Genomic DNA, 18,456 nt, shown 5'->3' with positions numbered 1-18,456 from the left:
TTGAGCAAGGGCTGGAGATAGTGACGGCAGCAGACGAAGTGCGACGGTGCGTGGCAACGGTGCTCGATATCGATCCACAGGAAATCCCCACGGCACAACGGCTGCAGGAGTTGGGCATGGACTCGTTCCTCGCCGTGCGCCTCCACCTGCGACTGGGCGAGCGGTTGGGCGTCAGGGTACCGCTGGAATCATTCGTCGGAGCCACGCTCGACTCGCTGATCGCGCAGGTCGAGCGGCACACACCGGGAAGTACCGACAACGTGCCCGTAATCGCTGTTCCGGCAGTGACATTCGCCACCCCGGCCGAGGCGGAACTGACCCCGATTCAGGCGTCCTATTGGGTCGGCCGGGACCCGGATATGCCGCTGGGCGGCGTTACCACCCACTACTACTTCGAATTCGACCGAGCCCCAGAACATTTCGTCGCAGCGGACCCGATGGCCGAGATCGCCGCCCTGGAGAACGCGTGGAATCGGCTGGTGGACCGGCACGAGATGCTGCGGGCCACGATCACCGACGACGGCCGCCAGCGCGTCGAGCCGCCCGGGCGGCGTTACCGGATCGGCGTGACCGATCTGCGCGACCGGCCCGCCGACACCGCACGAGTGCTCGACGAATTGCGCGGCGACAAGTCACATCAGGTGCGCGACACCGCGGTCTGGCCGCTGTTCGACATCCACGCGGCCGTACTGCCCGGTGGCGGGCTGCGGCTGTTCGTGGGATTCGACATCATCGTGCTGGATATGGCGAGTTGGATCCTGCTCATGCGCCAGTGGGGCGAACTGGTCACCGATCCGGCCACGAAACTGCCTGCGACGGAATCATTCCTACGCATCCTGCACGAGCGCGGCAGTGCCGAGGCGGCACGCCGCGAGCGCGATCGCGACTACTGGCAGACTCACGCGCCGGGGCTGCCCGCCGGACCGCGCCTTCCGTATACCGTTGCGCCCGAACAGGTTCGATGTCCGACCTTCCGTCGGTATCCGGCCGAATTGGCGGCCGACGAGTGGTCCGCGCTGACCGCCCGAGCGGCCGCCCACGGGCTCACCCCCACCGCAGTGCTGCTGGCCGCGTTCGGGCTCACCCTCGCCCGCTGGGGCGCGAGCGAGCCGTTCTGCCTGAACACCACCCTGTTCGATCGCCTCGATCCCACCGAGCACAGCGTCGTCGGCGATTTCAGCACCACGGCCCTGGTGGAGCTACCCGCGCTCGATCCGCGGTCCTGGCGGGGTTTCGCCGACTTCGCCACCCAGGTGAATGCCCGCTTCTGGGCCGATCTGGAGCATCGCTCCTACAGCGGCGTCGAGGTGCAGCGCAGCCAAGCCGGTGATCTCGCGCCACGCTATCCGGTCGTATTCACCAGCGGTGTCGGGCTCGGTCAGTCCGAATACCCGGCCGCGCGCTGGCTCGGCACAGAGGTGTTCGGGGTATCGCAGACGCCGCAGGTGGTGCTCGATCACATCGTTTGGGACGAGGCGGGTGGGCTGCGGATCGCCTGGGATGCGGTGGTTGAGGTGCTACCCGCCGAATTCGTCGCCGGGATGCTCGCCGCCTATGTGCGCCTGCTGCGTCAGCTGTCGACCGACGAGAAGGCTTGGACAACTGTCGATCTCGGCTGGGATCCGAGTTTCGAGCCGAAACCGGCGACACACCCGCGTACCGGTGGCGGGCCGCTGATCATGGACCCGCAGGTGCGCGCGGCGAACGACCGCCCACACGCGTCCGCCGTGTTGGGACCGAACGGGACGATCACCCACGCCGACCTGCTGTCTCGCTCCCGCGGCGTCGCGGCCCGCCTGACCGCCGCTCGGATTCGGCCCGGCCAGCGCGTAGCGGTGGTCGCGCCGAAATCCCAGGAGCAAGTCATCGCGGCCTACGGAATACTCTGGGCCGGAGGCACATTCGTGCCCATCGAGCCGGACTGGCCGGATAATCGAATCGAATCCGCCTGCCGCCGTGCGGGAATCGTGCACGCGTTGGTGACCGCGAAATCCGCGACCCGGCTACCACAGGGCGTGACCGCACATCTCATCGACGACTCCCCCTGCGACACGGTCGAACCGGCGCGCGCCGCACCGGACGAATTGGCGTACATCATCTTCACCTCCGGTTCGACGGGCGAGCCCAAGGGCGTCGCCATCGAGCATCGCGCCGCGCGCACCACGATCGACGACATCAACGACCGGTTCGATATCGGTCCCGGCGACCGGGTACTCGCCTTGTCGGCGTTGAGTTTCGACCTCTCCGTCTACGACCTGTTCGGTGTGCTCGGCGCGGGTGGCGCGCTGGTGCTGCCCGATAGGGATCGACAGCGCGATCCGGGGCATTGGTGCGATTTGATTGCGACACACGGTATTACGGTGTGGAACACCGCTCCCGCCGTGGCCGAGATGCTTGTCGAATACGCCGAGGCGGATCCGACCGCCGCGGCACTGTTGCGGTCGCTGCGGATCATGCTGCTTTCCGGCGACTGGATTCCGATCTCGCTGCCGGACCGGCTGCGCGCCCTGGTCCCCGAGCTCCGGGTGATCAGTCTGGGCGGTGCGACGGAGGCATCGATCTGGTCGATCTGCTATCCGATCCAGCGGATCGCGCCGGAGTGGACGAGCATCCCGTACGGGCGGGCCCTGCGCGATCAGTTCTTCCTGATCCTGGACGAGGACGGCCGTCCGTGTGCCGTCGGCGAGCCGGGCGAACTGCATATCGGCGGCGCCGGGCTGGCCCGCGGTTACGTCGGCGACGAGGAGCAGACCGCGCGCCGATTCGTGCACAACCCCGTACTCGGCGAACGTCTTTACCGGACCGGGGATTTGGGTCGATGGCGAGTCGACGGCGCGATCGAATTCCTCGGACGCACCGACCGCCAGGTCAAGATTCGCGGCCACCGCATCGAACTCGGCGAGATCGAGGCGGCGCTGACCCGGTTCCCCGGTATCCGCCGCTGTGTGGCGGCCGCAGTGCCCGGCCCCGACGATCGGCCGCGTCTGGTCGCCTATCTCGTCACCGAATCACCACGCCTCGATCAAGGGAAACTGGCCGCCTACGCGGCGACGCGGCTACCGCGATACATGGTGCCGAGCCATTGGATCCAACTCGATGCCATCCCACTCACCTCGAACGGCAAGGTCGATGTCGCGAACCTGCCGAATCCCTTCCGCCGCAACGGCGATACGGGACTCGCCGAACTGCCCGCGACCGCCGATGACACCCTCCCGCACGTCGACGCGAGTTGGCTGGCCGAGGCCGTGCGACAGGCCGGTGGCTTCGGGCTGACCGTCGCGGTGCGATTCGAGCCCGGCGCTGCCCAGGGACCGGCGGCGCTGGCGAAGGCGGGCGAGTTGGCACGCGCACTGCGCGCGGCCGTTCCGGAACTGGATCTCGAAGCCATCGAAATGACCGGCTCCGCAACGAGTCTCATCGAGCTGCGGCCGACAACAGCGTCGGAACGGCGCGAGGATGTCGCGGATATCGAGCGCGCGGTTCTCGCCGTATTCACCGAACTGCTCGGCCCCGAGATCGCCACGACCACCCCCTTCTACGACCTCGGTGCGACATCGCTGACCCTGGTGCGCGCGCACCGCCGACTGCGCGATCTCGCTCCGGCGCTGACGGTTCCGGATATCTTCCGGCTCGGATCGATCCACCGGCTGGCGGTGTGGATCGCGAGTCGATCCCGCGACCAGAACTCGGTGCGGATCGAGAGCCGCGCCGAATCCTTACGCGCCGGAATAGATCTCACCGACGCCGATGCGCGCGGGCGCCGTCGGCGCAGCCATCGATCGAAAGCGAGGCCGACATCGTATGTCGCTCACTGACACCGTGCATCGCATCCGCACGACCCTGTCCCGCCGTGACGATCGGCGCCAGCGCTTCGCCGCCCGCGCGGAACACCGCACCGGCACACCCACGCAGGTGGACGTCCGCATCGGCGGCCACACCGTGCGCGTCGACGAGCCGATAGCCGCTGGCGGCACCGACACCGGACCGGATCCGATCGGACTCGCCCTCGCGGCGCTCGGCACCTGCCAAATCGTCACGTATCGCTTTCACGCCGCCCGGCTGGGAGTCGAGATCGATTCCCTCGCAATCGAAGTCGAGGGCCTGCTGGATATGGGCCCGGTTTTCGGCTTCGACGCGGCCACCAGGCCCGGGCAGATACGCATGCGGGCCGAGGTGAGCGGGCCCGACGACCCCGGGCGCTACCGGGAGCTGCAGCGACTCGTCGAACAGTCGTGTCCGGTGCTGGCGCTGGCACAGGGGAAGACCACCGTGATTTCGGAGTTGGAGATCGTCTCGTGACAGAGGATATGACCGATAGTATCGCCATCATCGGCATGGCCTGCCGTTTCCCCGGCGCGCCGAATCTGGCCGCGTTCTGGGATCTGATCAGCTCCGGCCGCACCGGTTTGCAGCGGTTCAGCGACGCGGAACTGGCCGCGGCCGGTGTGCCCGAATCCCTACGCGGGCATCGCAATTACGTGCCGGTCGGCGGTGTCATCGAGGATCAGGATCGCTTCGATCCGGACCACTTCGGGCTCACCCCCGCGGACGCGGCGCTGTTCGACCCACAGCTGCGCCTACTGCTCGAATGCGCGTGGAACGCCCTCGGCGATGCCGGGCACGCGGGCGGCGGCGGGCTCGGCGCGGTCGGCGTATTCACCGGGGCATCCCACAGCCAGTATTTGGAGTCCAACCTCGCCGCGTATCGCCGTGCGGCGGCGCATGATCCGATCGGATTGCTGCAGGCCCAAACCGGCGCGCTCACCGACTATTTCCCGCAACAGCTGGCCTACCGGTTGAACCTCACCGGTCCCGCGGTGGCGGTGCAGGCCACCTGCGCCACCTCCCTGGTGGCTGTGCATATGGCGGCACAGTCGCTGCTGTCCGGGGAATGCGATGCCGCGCTTGCCGGCGGTGTATCGCTGATCGTGCCGCAGGGCCGCGGCTACCTGCATGTACCGGATTCCATCTTCGCCGCCGACGGTCGCACCAGGACCTTCGGCGCGGACGCGTCGGGGATGGTGCACAGTCAAGGTGTCGGCGTGGTGGTGCTGCGCCGCTTGACCGAGGCACTGGCCGATGGCGATCCGATCTACGCGGTGCTGCGTGGTAGCGCGGTGAACCATGACGGGGCGGGTAAGGCGGGCTTCACCGCGCCGTCGGTCAACGGTCAGGCTCGGGTTATCGCCGAGGCGCTCGCCGCCGCAGGTGTCGAGGCCGATGACGTCGGCCTCATCGAGGCGCACGGCACCGCGACCGCACTCGGCGATCAGATCGAATTATCGGCATTGGCAGCGGTTTTCGCCGATCGCTCCGAGCCGGAGCCGATTGCCATCGGTTCGGTGAAAAGCAATATCGGGCACGCCAATTCGGCCGCGGGCGTCGCGGCATTGATCAAAACCGCGCTCGCGCTGGAACATCGCCGCATCCCCGCCACGCTGCACGCCGATCCGGTCCATCCGGATCTGGCCCGCTATCAGGGCCTGTTCGAGGTCGCCGGGCACACCCGCGACTGGCCCGACCGGCAGCGGCCCCGGATCGCGGGGGTGAGTTCCTTCGGCATCGGCGGCACCAATTGCCATGTGGTCCTGGAGGAATCGATCGGCTCAGAGCGGGGCGAGCCGGACGACCGCGCACAGCTGTTCGTGGTATCCGGCAAGTCCGAACAGAGCTGCCGGGCACAGCTGGAGCAAGTGACCCCGGACTCGCCCGCCGACTACGCCTTCACGCTGGCAGGCGGCGGGCACGCGGACAGCGGATGGCGCGCCGCGGCGGTGTGGACCGGGCGCTCGAGCGAACCCGACCGGGTGGCGCTGCGGCAGCTACCGTCGCTGCGGCGCAGGATCGTCTTCGCCTTTCCCGGTGCGGGCGCACAGTATTCGGGCATGGGCGCGGGCCTGTACCGGGACGAGCCGGTCTTTGCCGCGATGATCGACGAATGCGCGAACGCCGTGAAACCGGTGCTGGACTACGACATTCGCGACCTCGTCACCGGCGTCGCGCCACGGCACGAGGCCGACGATGTGCGCTACGGTCAGCCCGCGCTGTTCGCGGTCTCGCTGGCCACGGCGGCGACCTTGCGCGGCTTCGGAATCGAGCCGGATGCGGTGCTCGGTCACAGCCTGGGCGAATACGCGGCCGCGGTGACGGCGGGGATGCTCGGCGCCGCCGATGCGGCACGGCTGGTCGCGGTCCGCTCCCGCGCGGTGGCGCAGGCCGCACCCGGCGCGATGCTCGCCGTGGCGCTGGGTGAAACCGACCTCCGGGATGTGCTGGCCGACCATCCGAACGTCGCGGTCGCCGCGATCAACGCCGCCGATTCGTGTGTCGTGTCCGGGACGGTCGCCGCGATCGACGATCTCACGCTCGCGTTGACGGGCGCCGGGATACACACCGATAGGCTGCGCATCGATGCTGCACTGCACTCCCCCGCCGTGGCGGCGGCCGGGGACGCGCTGCGCGTCGCGGCGGCCCGGGCTGCCCTCTCACCCGCTCGGCTGCCGCTGTACAGCACGCTCACCGGTGCGGCGATCCGGTTCGCCGATGCCGAGCACTGGGTGCGCCAGCTGTGCGAGCCAGTCCAATTCCGTACCGCGATCCGGGCGGCGGCGGGCGCCGAGCCCACCATTGTGGTTCAGATCGGCCCCGGCGCCACCCTCGCCGCGCTCGCCCGGCGGAATGCTCCGGCCGCGCTGACGGCCGCATTCACCACCCTGCCCGGGGCCGGTGAGAACAGCTCCGGCAATTCCGACCGTGCCGCGCTGCTCACCGCCGTCGGCCAACTATGGTGTGCGGGAGCCGATTTCGATGCCGAGGCACTGCATCGCAAGCGTCGGCGAGTCCGGCTGCCCGACTACCCTTTCCAGCGTCGCCGACTATGGATCGATCCACCCGAAGCCGTCGACGGTCCCATCGATCCGACCGCGCACACCACGCCAGGGCGGGCCATCCCGACCGAGCATCCCGAAGAAACCGCTCGTCACTCTCCGGCGCTCACTACCGAACTCTTCTCCACCGCAGCAGATTCCGACCGAAAGCCCATCGGAATCGCGACTGACGCATTCGATGCGGACCGCAACGGCGCGCCGCTCGGCGCGACAGCCGGACCGGAGGCACACTCGGCCGAAGCCGGTGCGCCGCAACCCGGATCGCATGCCGTAGCCGAGCAGCACACGGCCCCGAGCGGGACACTGACCATGGGCGAACAGCTGGTCGCGAATCTGTGGACGGAACTGCTCGGACTGCCGGTGTCGACGCCGGACGCGGATTTCTTCGCGCTGGGCGGGAATTCGATGCTCGCCACCCGCATGCTCGATCTGCTCAACGATCGCGAGCAAGCGGACATCCGGCTGCGTGAGCTGCTCACGCATTCGACCGTCGCCGCCTTCGCGGAGCTGATCGCTCGCCGCGCTCCCATGCCGAACCCTGGTGTGGTGCGGCAACAATCGGCGCGTGCAGACGTCGAAAGCGAGGCGACCTTCCCGTTGACCCGCGTGCAGCACGCCTACTGGGTCGGCCGTTCCGGGGCCTTCGGGCTGAGCGATATCTCATGTCACATCTACCTCGAATACGACTGCCCCGACCTCGATCTCGCGCGATACCAGCTGGCATGGAACCGGCTCATCGACCGCCACGACATGCTGCGCGCCGTGATCACCGACGACGGGCACAATCACGTGCTCGACCAGGTGCCCGAATACCGGGTCCGGCGGCACGATCTCACGGATCTGCCGCCCGCGGAGCGGGAGAGCGCGCTGGCGGACCTGCGGCGGCAACTGTCGCATCGGGTGCATCGCCCGGATCGCTGGCCGCTGTTCGATATTCGCGCGGCGCGCATCGACGACACCACGACCCGCATCTTCTTCGGCATCGACGCGCTCATCTGCGACGCGGCCAGCTTCCTCGTGCTCGACCGCGACCTCCACGCCTACTACGACGACCCGGACGCGGCGCTGCCACCGATCCGAACCGGATTCCGGGACTACCGCACCCACCTGTCCACTCGAACGGGTACAGCCGAACATCAACGGGCGGTGGACTATTGGCGGGAACGGATGGATACCATCCCCGGACCGCCCGCGCTGCCGACGCGCGTCCGGACCCAATCCCGCCCCTGGTTCGCCCGCCGCGGCGGGCAACTGTCCCCTACTGAGTGGGGAACCCTCCGCAGCCGCTGCGCCGAGCACGGTGTGACGCCGTCCGCGGTGCTGCTCACCGCCTACGCCGATGTGTTGGCCGCCTGGTCGGGCGACGAGCGGTTCGCGCTGATGCTGACACTGGTCGACCGGCCGGTGGCCCTGCCGGGAATCGAATCCGCCATAGGCGATTTCACCACTCTGCTGGCGCACGAGGTCGAGCGCGGCGGCGGCGAATCCTTCGCCGAGCGGGCCGCTCGCACGCAGCGGCGCCTGTTCGAGGATATCGATCACCGCAGCTGGTCGGCCCTGGACCTGCTGGCCGAGAAGTCGACGAAGACCGGTGAGCGGCAATTACTTCCGGTGGTGTTCACCAGCGCCCTCGATGTCGGCGAACTGGTCGGCGGCACTTCCGATCTGGAATGGGCCGGGCGAATCGTGCACGGCGTCAGCCAGACTCCACAGGTCTGGTTGGACCACCAGGCCTTCGTGCAGGCGGGAGCCCTGCAACTCCAGTGGGACGTGCTGGAAACCGTGCTGGACGCCGAGGCCGCCGACACTGCGTTCGACGCGTACCTGACCTGGTTGCGCCGCCTCGTGGACGACGCGGGCAGCTGGGACGCATCCGGCGACGGCCCCAGCCTGGCCGGAAGCGGCGCGGATGTGACCGAGACCGTGACGGAAATCTGGACCCAGGTCCTCGGCATCGAATCCGCGAATGTCACCGGCGATTCCACCTTCGTCGGTCTCGGCGGCGACTCCGTGCTCGCGGTGCGGATGGCCACCCTGGTGCGCGGGCGGCTCGGCGTCGCGGTCCCGGTGGTCGACCTGGTCGGCGATCAGACCCTGGCGCAGTTGGTGGCCTATATCGGTGAACGGCGGTCCACCGGCATGGTCGCGAGCATCGACCTTGTGCGGCAAGACGATCCGGACGCGCCGTTCGCGCTCACCCCGCTGCAGCAGGCGTATTGGGTCGGCCAGCAGCACGGTTGGGCGCTGAGCTACGACTCCGCCCACATGTACGTCGATTTCCGCTTGGCGGGCGCCGATCCGAGCGCCGTCGCGGATTCGGTGCGCTGGCAAGTGAATCGGCAGCCCATGCTGCGGGCCATCTTCCTGCCCGACGGCACCCAACAGGTGCTGCGGGCGGATGATCCGCGCCTGGCCCGGCTGCCGCTCACCGAGATCGATATGCGAACGGCATCGATCGGCGAGATCGAGCGAATGCGCGCCGATATCCGCGCCGAGATGCAGCGCACCGGCCCCGATATGGATCCATGGCCGTTCCGGATGGCGGCGCTGCTGCTACCGGGCGGGGAACTCGGCCTGCACATCGTCACCGGTCTGCTGGTGGCCGACGGCTGGTCCGTACAGCTGATGTTCACCGAACTGTTCACCCACCTCGATGATCCCAACACTGTCTTGCCGCCGCTCACCGCACATTTCGGTGACTACGTGGCGACCATCGACCGGCAGCGCTCCGACCCGGAGTGGCTGGCCGAGCGCGACTGGTGGTGGGACCGGCTCGACGAGCTGCCCACCGCGCCGCGCCTGCCCTTCACCATGCCGGTCGAGCAGGCGCGCCCGGATGATCTGGAACGTCGCGAACTGTGGGTCTCCGGCGAGCGGATGGCGGTGCTGCGCGAGCGGTGCACCGCCTACGGCGTCACTCCCACAACGGTTTTCGCCACCTGCTACGCCATCGCCCTCGCACGGCTCGCCGGACATCGCCGGTTCCTACTGAATGTGCTGTACCTCAACCGTTTACATCTGCCCCGTGATCTCGACCACGCCATCGGCCCGTACGCCGGGACGGTGTTGCTCGAGGTGGATCTGCCCACAGACGCCGATTTCGTGACCCTGGCGCGGACCATGCAGGATGCGACGGCGCGCATGCTCGACCACGGTCAGGTCACCGGCGTGGAGATCGCGCGCGAACTCGGCCGCCGTCGTCGTGATACCGCACCGCAGGCGCCGGTCGTCTTCCACAGCACGCTCGGACTGCATCCGCCGGGCGGCACGCCCGCCGCAATCCAGTTGCGGGACTTCTATCAGCGGGTGCGCACGCCGCAGGTAGCGCTGGATATGCAGGTGTTCCAATGGGATTGGGACGACGCGGTGGTGGTCAACCTGGACGCGGTCGCCGAGTTGTTCGCACCGGGCGTACTCGACGACCTCTTCGCCGCCATCGGCGCGGAACTCACCGCGCTGATCGACGATCCCGAATCCTGGTCGGCGGCAGTGGAATTACCACTGCTCGAGCGAGCCGACGAGAACCCGCGAGCGGTCACCACCCCGCAGGTGAGCGGGCCCGCGGCCACCGACACCGAACGGGCGGTCGCCGCGCTATGGGCACGCATGCTGGATATCGACGCGGCCACCATGGCGCGATCGACCGATTTCTTCGCCGTCGGCGGTGATTCGGTGCTGGCGATCCGAATGTTGAACCGGCTCCGCACCGAACTCGGACTGCACGTCACGCCGCGGCAGTTCCTGGCCGACCCCACGCTCGCGGCGACCGCGGCGGCTCAGTATGAGCCGGGGCCCGCGGACTGTGCCGTCACCTTGCGTGACGGCACCGGGGATCCGGTCTTCCTGATCCACCCCACCGGTGGTGACGTGCTCTGCTACCTGGATCTGGCGCGCAAGCTGGACACCGTGCGGCCGGTGATCGGCATCCAGGATCCGGCCCTGTCCGGCGCGACCGGACCGGCGGACATCGGTGAGCTGGCGCGGCTCTACGAAACCGTGATTCGGTCATATCAGCCTTCGGGACCTTACGTTCTCGGCGGCTGGTCGATGGGCGGCATCGTCGCGCACGAGGTCGCCCGCCGACTCCGCGATGCCGGTGCCGCCATCGCCACGCTGATCCTGATCGACGCCAATATCGCCGACCGCATCGCCGACACCGACGATCTCGGCTTCTGGTCACGCTATCTCGGCTCACTGGAGGCGTTCCTGCAGGTCGATCTCGAATCCGCTGCCGCCGCCGCACGATTCGAGTCGCTGTCCGAGCCCCAGCGGCGCGCCGACACCGACCGGATATTGACCGAGGCCGGGCTGGCCGGGCGGGGCGATACCGGAATATTGCGGTTGCGCGAGGACGCCTTCCGCAGGCATCTGCGGGCGCTCGGCGGCCACCGCACCGGCCGCCTCGACGGCGATGAACTCGAAACACTCGTCGTGCGTGCGGAATTGCCCGCGCCACGCAACTCCGGAATCGGGATGGGTGTGGACGATTGCACGGACCTTCCGGATCTGGGCTGGGGTGCGCACACCGGCGGCCGCCTCGAAATCCGTTCGGTCCCGGCGCATCACTATGCCCTGCTCACGGAACCGGCCGTCGATGCCGTGGCACGGCTGGTTTCCCGGGCGCTGGCCGGTTCCGAAGTGGGAGCCGGGCATGAGTGAACAGGTGACCGACGCGTACGCCGCGGCCGCGGAGTTCTACGACCTGATGGCGACTCCGTATGTGGCACAGGTCGAACCGATGCTCGCCACGCTGCTGAGCGAAGTCGATACCGTCGCCGGGCCGTTGGTCGACATCGGCGCGGGCACCGGCTTGTCGACGATCATGATCGCCGACGCGCTGCCCGACGCTGAGGTCGTCGCGGTCGAGCCCGCACCCGCCATGCGCGCGGTGCTGCTGTCCCGGCTGGCCGCCCGCAAGGATCTGCGCGAGCGAATCACCGTGCTGCCCATGGGTTTTCTCGACACCGAGCTGCCGCGACGCTGTGCCGCGGTTATCGCGCTCGGGGTCATCGGCCATTTCGATCCCGCCGCCCGCCTCCGGGTGTGGTCGACCATCGCCGCGGCGCTTGCGCCGGGCGGCGATGCCGTCGTCGAGATCCAGCGCCCGGGCGCGGTGCTGGCGGTGCCCGAGCGCCGCTACACCCGCGCCCGCGCGGGTGCGCTGCACTACGAGGGCTGGAGCCGGGCCGACCCGGTGGACGCGGAATCCCTGGTGTGGCGCATGACCTATCGCACCTATCACGAGGACCGGCTGCTACAGGAGGCCGTCACCGAGCACCGGGTCTGGCCCGCGAACGCGGAGCGGCTCGCCGCCGAGGCCGAATCCGTCGGCCTGCGTGCCGTTTCCGCTGATGCCGACACCGGCCTGCTGCGATTCACCACAGAAAGGCGTACACGATGACCGGATACGACCGTCCCCTCCGAAGCGACGAACGAAGCTCGACCGACAACACCGCCGAGTCCGTGCTGTCCGCCGTCGACGAGCTGCTGCCGGTGCTGCGCGACCGGGCCCAGGAGACCGAGGACGCGCGCCGCATCCCGGTCGCCTCGATCAAGGCATTGCGGGAGACCGGCTTCTTCAAACTGTTGCGGCCGAGGCGATTCGGCGGCCACGAGGCCGATCCGGTCATCTTCTACACCGCCGTCCGGCAGCTGGCGAGCGCGTGCGGCTCCACCGGTTGGGTGGCATCGGTGCTCGGCGTGCCGCAGTGGAACCTGGCGCTGTACGATCCCCGCGCGCAGGCAGACGTGTGGGATGCGGACCCCGACGCCCACATCTGCTCGTCCTATGCCTTGACCGGCACCGCGATTCGAGTGCCCGGCGGGTACCGGCTCAGCGGCCGTTGGGGTTTCGCCTCCGGCTGCGACCACGCGTCGTGGGCGCTGCTGGGCGCCAAGGTGATCGACGACGGTGCCGCCGTGGAATCCGCCACCTTCCTTGTGCCGCTGCCCGATTTCACGATCGATGACGTGTGGCATACGGTCGGCCTGCGGGGCACCGGCAGCAACGACCTCCTTGTCGAGGATGGGTTCGTGCCGGAGCATCGGGTGCTGAACTCGGATGCGGTCACCAAATGCGTAACACCGGGTCAGGCGGTCAATGACGCTGCGCTGTACCGGATTCCGTTCGGAGCGATCCACCCCAATTCGATCACCGCGGCCATCATCGGCATGGCGCAGGGCGGTTACGAGGCGCATCTGGCCCATCAGCGCGGCCGGGTGCGGGTCGCGCTGCCGGGTGACGCCCGCAGGGAAACCGGTTTCACCGGAACACCGTTCGCCGAGGATTCGGCGGCGCTGGAGCGAATCGCGCAGGCCGCCAGCGAGATCGATGCGGCCTGGTTGCAGCTGGCACGGAATACGAACGCGCTGCACGATATCGCGCGCCGAGGTGAACCCATCCCGATGCTCGACCGAGCGCGGACCCGGCGCGATCAGGTGCGCGGCACCGAGCGATCGATCTTCGCCATCGACCGGCTGTTCGAGAACTCCGGCGGGCGCGCGCTGCGGTCCGATACCGCGCTGCAGCGTTTCTGGCGTGACGCCCACGCCGGGCGGGCGCACGCCGCCAACGATCCCGAGCGGGCGTACCGGATGTTCGGCACCGCCGAATTGACGGCTCCGGCAACCGGTTCGACCGCTCTCGCCGGACAGGTGCACGGCCGGTGAGCGATGAGGTCATATCACTGCTGAAGAAACATCCGTGGGTCGGCGACGCGCGATGGAGCCCGGACCGCACCACGATCGCGGTGCGACCGGCCGCCTCGGCCATCACGGTGCGGCCGATACCGGGACCGCTGCTTGCCGAACATCTCGCGCATTGGCAGCACGTCTACGAGTTCGTGTACTCCGCCGCCCGGGACCACCATCGCGACGACCTCGACCTGTCCGGTTGGCGGGCCTCCGACACCGGCGCGCCCTTTCCGCAGGAGCATATGCTCGAATGGATCGAGCACGCCGTCGGCCTGGCGCTGCGCGGCAAGCCCCGTATCGTGCTCGAAATCGGTTGCGGCAGTGGTTTGCTCGCACATCGCATCCAACCGCACGTCCATGCGTACGTCGGGCTCGACGTGGCCGCACCGGTGGTCGAGCGGCTACAAGCGCAGCTCGCCCCCGGCGCACAGGTACTGCGGGCAGCGGCACATGAGCTCGCGACACCGCCCGTGCGCGCCGCATTGCGCACCGCCGACCCCGACCACCCCGCCCCGGATTGCATCGTGCTCAACAGCGTCACCCAGTGCTTCCCGAACCGGGAGTATTTGGCCGCCGTGGTCGGCGACGCGCTGGACCTGGTCGCCACGGGTGGCACCGTGGTCGTCGGCGATATCCGAAATCTCGCCAGCGCACCCGAATTCGCCCGCTGGCTCGAAACAGCCCGAAACCCGGCACTGCCCGAATCCGACCTGGCCGCGCGGGTCACCCGCCGCCTCGCAACCGACGAGGAATTGCTGTGCGCACCAGAGGTTTTCGCGCACATTGCCAATTCCCATCGGCGCGCGGTGCGGACCACCGTTTACGCCAAGCCATTTCGAATGGTCACCGAGCTCACCCGCTACCGCTACGACATCGTCTACACCGTCGACGCTCCCCCACCGCCGCCCGGCCGGTCGCTTGCCTGGGCGGAATCGGTCGGAACGGTCGAGCATCGGCTCGGCACGCTGCCGGACCAGATCACTCGGGTGACCGGCATCCCCAACGCCCTCTTGCCGAGCGCCGAATCCGATGCGGTCACCCCCGCTCAACTGGCCACCGCGGCGCCGGTCGGCTGGACGGTGCAGCTCGACTCCGCCGACGGCAGCCGTCTTGCCGTCTGCGCACCCGAGCATTCGGCCGAAGCGGCTTTGTCCAGCGATAACGCGGCGGACGGCTGCAACGAGCCCTTCACCCGTTTCGTGCGGCGGCGGCTACCCGAGGTATTGACCGATCACCTCGCCCGGGAACTGCCGGCCGCCCCCGCGCCCCGCATCGTGGTCACCGAGGAGCCCGATCGAACATGACGACGACCCTCTCCCTACAACAGGTGGACGACCTGCGCGCCTGCTGCCGCGGCGCGGTATCGCTGCCCGGTGATCCCGGATACGACGCCGGGCGGCACACCTGGAGCGCCGCCGTCGACCACCGGCCGGTAGCGGTCGTCCGCTGCGCGGACATCGAGGACATTAGGGCCGCAATGCTTTTCGCACGCGAGCGCCGCCTCGCGGTTTCGGTGCACGCGGGTGGGCACGATGTCGCCGAGCACGCCGAGATCGCCCACTCGATCATGCTCGACATGTCCGACCTGAAGAACATCACTATCGATCCCGTCACGCGGCGCGCCACCGTCGCACCTGGCGTCACCTGGGTCGAATTCGACCGGGCCTGCGCCGCACACGGACTCGCGGTCACCGGAGCCGACGTCTCCACCGTCGGCGTGATCGGCACCGCGCTGTCCGGCGGAAGCGGCTGGCTGCAACGGGCTTTCGGCTTCACCTGTGACAATGTGCTTGCGGCGCAGGTCGTGACGGCCGACGGCCGCGTGGTGACCGCGGACGCGAACCAGCATGCCGGCCTGTTCTGGGCATTGCGCGGCGGCGGTGGCAATTTCGGCATTGTCACCTCCCTCGAGCTCCGACTGCATCCGATCGGCCGCGTCTACGCGGGCACGCTGCTGTACCGATACGCGGACGCTCGCGCGGTGCTGACCGGATTCCGGGAATTCACCGTCGACGCTCCGGCCGAACTCTCCCTGCGCGCCACCCTGATTCATTGGCCGCCCACCTCGCCGGAGGGTCCGCCCATGGCCGCCATCACGGCGTCCTACCTGGGACCGGCCGATCAAGCCCGATCGGTGCTGGATCGGCTGCGCCGCATCGGCGAGCCGGAACTGGATCTGCTGCGCCCGTTGAGTTATCCCGAGCTGCAACGCAATACCGAGCAGGCGTTCCACACCGGCCATGCCACCGCGACCGGCACCGAATGGCTGCGCGCGCTCGACGATCGCACCATCGACGGACTGGTGGACCTCGGTGCGCGCATGCCGACACACCATTCCCTGATCTCGATCCATCAGCTGGGCGGCGCAATCCGCCGAATGCCCACCGGCGCAACATCATTCGCCTATCACGACGCCGCATACCATCTCGTCGTCTTCTCCGGCGGCCCGACGGGATACGACCTGTTGCCCGCGCGCCGCTGGATCGCGCGGATCACCGAGACCGTCCAGAACTGTTCCGCCGGTGGGCCGTACATCGGCATTCTCGACGACGCCGCCGCCCCGGAACGGATCCGCAACGCCTACGGGCTCGACGGCTACCGACGGCTGGCGCGCATCAAGGCCGAGTACGACCCGGACAATATCCTCCGCTGCAATCACAACATCCCCCCACTGCCGGGCGCGCGAACCGAGGCGGCTCGATGAGCACCGATGTCACCGAAATCGCCCGGCTGGCTTCCGAATCCGTCTCCGCCACCGGGCAGTACGCCGAGGCGCTCGACGATCTCGACCGGCACGGGCTGGCCGCCATCACCCGCGTGCTGCGAAGCGCGCTGCGCGACAACAAATCTCGCACCGAGGACGAGATCGCGCGGCACCTGCGGGTCGCGCCGCGGCATCGCTGGCTGCTGCGCCGTTGGCTGCGCGAGCTGACCGCCCGAAACCTGCTCGAGATCACGCCCGACGGCGCCTATGGACTCCTGCGCGAACCGCCCGCGCCGGTCCGAGGCGATCTGCGCGACGTATGCTCCGAGCTGGGATTCGCACCGCAGCTCGCCCGATTCTTCGCGCAGGCCGACGACCAGCTGCCGATGCTGCTGCGCGACCGGGTACTCGCCCAGGAGTTACTCTTCCCCGACGGCGACTTCCTGACCGCGGAGGCCGCCTACCGCACCAACCCGGTCAACGGTTATCTCAATGTCGCCGCACGGGAATTCGTCGCACGGGCCGTCGCGGAGCTGACCACCGAGCACACTCCGGTCCGGATTCTGGAACTAGGGGCCGGGGTCGGCGGCACCACCGCCGATATCGTGACGGCACTGGCCGACACTCCGGTCGACTACCACTTCACCGACCTGTCCACCTTCTTCCTCGCCGCGGCGCGCGACCGGTTCACCGGATATCCGTGGCTGCGCTACGGCATCGTCGACCTCAACCGCGATCTGCCCGAACAGCCGCCCTGCGATATCGTGCTGGCGGCCAACGTGCTCCACAACGCCCAGGACTGCGGAGAATTACTTGCCGCGGTGCACCGGCTGCTGACCCCGGGCGGCTACCTGATCTTCGTCGAATCCTGCCGGGAGCACTGCCAACTGCTGGCGTCCATGCACTTCCTCATGTCGGCGCGATCGGGCGGGACACAGCCGGGACAGACCGATGTCCGGGCGGGCACCGACCGAATCTTCCTGCGCGAGAACGAATGGCTGACCGAACTCGCCGCCGCCGGATTCACACCATGGCCGACGCTACCGCCCGCTGACCATCCCCTGGCCGCACACGGTCAGCGGCTGTTCGTGGCCCGCAAAAGCCGTACCGACGCCTCCGGTGCGCGATGACCTCGGCCCCGCACGGTGGCGACTACTACGAGGTCGGGCGCGAGAGCATTCGCCAATTCGCCCGCGCCGTACAGGATTTCCACCCGGCTCACTGGGACGAGCGGGCCGCCCGCGCGCTCGGCTACCCGACGCTGATCGCGCCGGTCACCTTCGCGTCCTCGACCGGCACCCTGGCCCAGCGGTCGATGCTGCGCGATGTCCTCGCCGGGCGCCCGCCGAGTCGACTCCTGTACGTGGAACAGGAAATACGGGTGCACCGACCGACCTTGGCGGGTGACCGACTGTACTGGGACGTCACCCTGGATTCGGTCCACCCGACGGATGGCGGCGACCTGATGGTGGTGACCACCACCATCAGCGAACGTCATGCCGGACCGGTGCAAACGGTGCACACCACACTGCTCGAACGTCCCGCCGCCGACGCCGTCCACGTCGCCGAAGCCGTTGCGATGAAGGATATTTCAGCGCCGGTCGCCGATGTCACCGCGGCATCCGCGGCCGAGATTCCCGCACCGCGGCTTTCGGCGGCACACGCGACCACGTTCGCACCCCCACCGCCGATCCTGGTCGCGGGCCGAAACTTCCCGTCGCGAACCATCCGCCTGGCCCGCGGTGATCTCGTGAACTACGCGGGCATCTCCGGGGACAACAACCCCATCCACTGGAACGACACCGTCGCCCGCGCCGCGGGCCTGCCCGGTGTCGCCGCACACGGCATGCTCACTATGGGCATCGGAGCCTCTTATCTCACATCCGCACTCGAAACACCTTGCTGGGCAGAGACATACGCGGTCCAATTTGCCAACCCAGTCCATCTCGGCGAGACAAGGCCCGCTCAGTTGACCTACACGGCCTGTGTCCGCACCGTCGACAACCACCACCACACCGCGACGATCACCCTCACCGCACAGGCGGAGGGGCACCCCGTCTTCGCCCGCGCGACCGCCACGGTCGCCCTACCCGAATAGTTCGGATTTCGCCCAGACCTGTCGAATCACCCTGTCTGCCTGTGAGGTTGCGATTCGGTGGTCGCCGCGCCCGA

9 protein-coding genes are annotated in these 18,456 nt (G+C 68.6%); all 9 read left to right on the top strand.

From position 1 onward, the window contains the following. The first annotated feature begins 20 nt into the window (after positions 1–20). From LGY53_RS14805 to LGY53_RS14765, 9 genes are read left to right on the top strand one after another with little or no spacing between them, the layout of a single operon-like run. Positions 21–3,815 carry a non-ribosomal peptide synthetase gene (locus tag LGY53_RS14805; RefSeq protein ID WP_225727265.1) on the top strand — a complete coding sequence of 1,265 codons (3,795 nt, stop codon included), beginning with the start codon at positions 21–23 and terminating at the stop codon, positions 3,813–3,815. After that, positions 3,802–4,299, top strand: coding sequence for an OsmC family protein (locus LGY53_RS14800; RefSeq protein ID WP_225727264.1), 498 nt, complete (start codon positions 3,802–3,804; stop codon positions 4,297–4,299). Before LGY53_RS14805 ends, LGY53_RS14800 begins: the two co-directional genes overlap by 14 nt. Positions 4,300–4,307: 8 nt before the next feature. Then, complete coding sequence (locus tag LGY53_RS14795; protein WP_225727263.1) at positions 4,308–11,546, top strand: type I polyketide synthase; 7,239 nt, start codon at positions 4,308–4,310, stop codon at positions 11,544–11,546. Continuing rightward, positions 11,539–12,288, top strand: coding sequence for a trans-aconitate 2-methyltransferase (locus tag LGY53_RS14790; protein WP_225727262.1), 750 nt, complete (start codon positions 11,539–11,541; stop codon positions 12,286–12,288). The genes LGY53_RS14795 and LGY53_RS14790 overlap by 8 nt, the downstream gene beginning before the upstream one ends. Further along, complete coding sequence (gene hsaA, locus LGY53_RS14785) at positions 12,285–13,556, top strand: 3-hydroxy-9,10-secoandrosta-1,3,5(10)-triene-9,17-dione monooxygenase oxygenase subunit (RefSeq protein ID WP_225727261.1); 1,272 nt, start codon at positions 12,285–12,287, stop codon at positions 13,554–13,556. The genes LGY53_RS14790 and hsaA overlap by 4 nt, the downstream gene beginning before the upstream one ends. Further along, entirely contained in the window at positions 13,553–14,884 is a 1,332-nt protein-coding gene (locus tag LGY53_RS14780; protein WP_225727260.1) for a bifunctional 2-polyprenyl-6-hydroxyphenol methylase/3-demethylubiquinol 3-O-methyltransferase UbiG, read from the top strand. The genes hsaA and LGY53_RS14780 overlap by 4 nt, the downstream gene beginning before the upstream one ends. Then, entirely contained in the window at positions 14,881–16,284 is a 1,404-nt protein-coding gene (locus tag LGY53_RS14775) for an FAD-binding oxidoreductase (protein WP_225727259.1), read from the top strand. Before LGY53_RS14780 ends, LGY53_RS14775 begins: the two co-directional genes overlap by 4 nt. Further along, positions 16,281–17,414, top strand: coding sequence for a class I SAM-dependent methyltransferase (locus LGY53_RS14770; RefSeq protein ID WP_225727258.1), 1,134 nt, complete (start codon positions 16,281–16,283; stop codon positions 17,412–17,414). The genes LGY53_RS14775 and LGY53_RS14770 overlap by 4 nt, the downstream gene beginning before the upstream one ends. Further along, positions 17,411–18,382: a MaoC family dehydratase N-terminal domain-containing protein gene (locus LGY53_RS14765; protein ID WP_225727257.1), complete on the top strand. Its 972-nt coding sequence runs from the start codon at positions 17,411–17,413 to the stop codon at positions 18,380–18,382. Before LGY53_RS14770 ends, LGY53_RS14765 begins: the two co-directional genes overlap by 4 nt. Positions 18,383–18,456 lie beyond the last annotated feature (74 nt).

Origin of the sequence: Nocardia sp. JCM 34519.1, assembly GCF_020361265.1 — a bacterium.
Taxonomy (GTDB): domain Bacteria; phylum Actinomycetota; class Actinomycetes; order Mycobacteriales; family Mycobacteriaceae; genus Nocardia; species Nocardia arthritidis_A.
The sequence above is the reverse complement of the archived record's forward strand: the minus strand, read 5'-3'. Positions and strand labels throughout refer to the sequence as shown.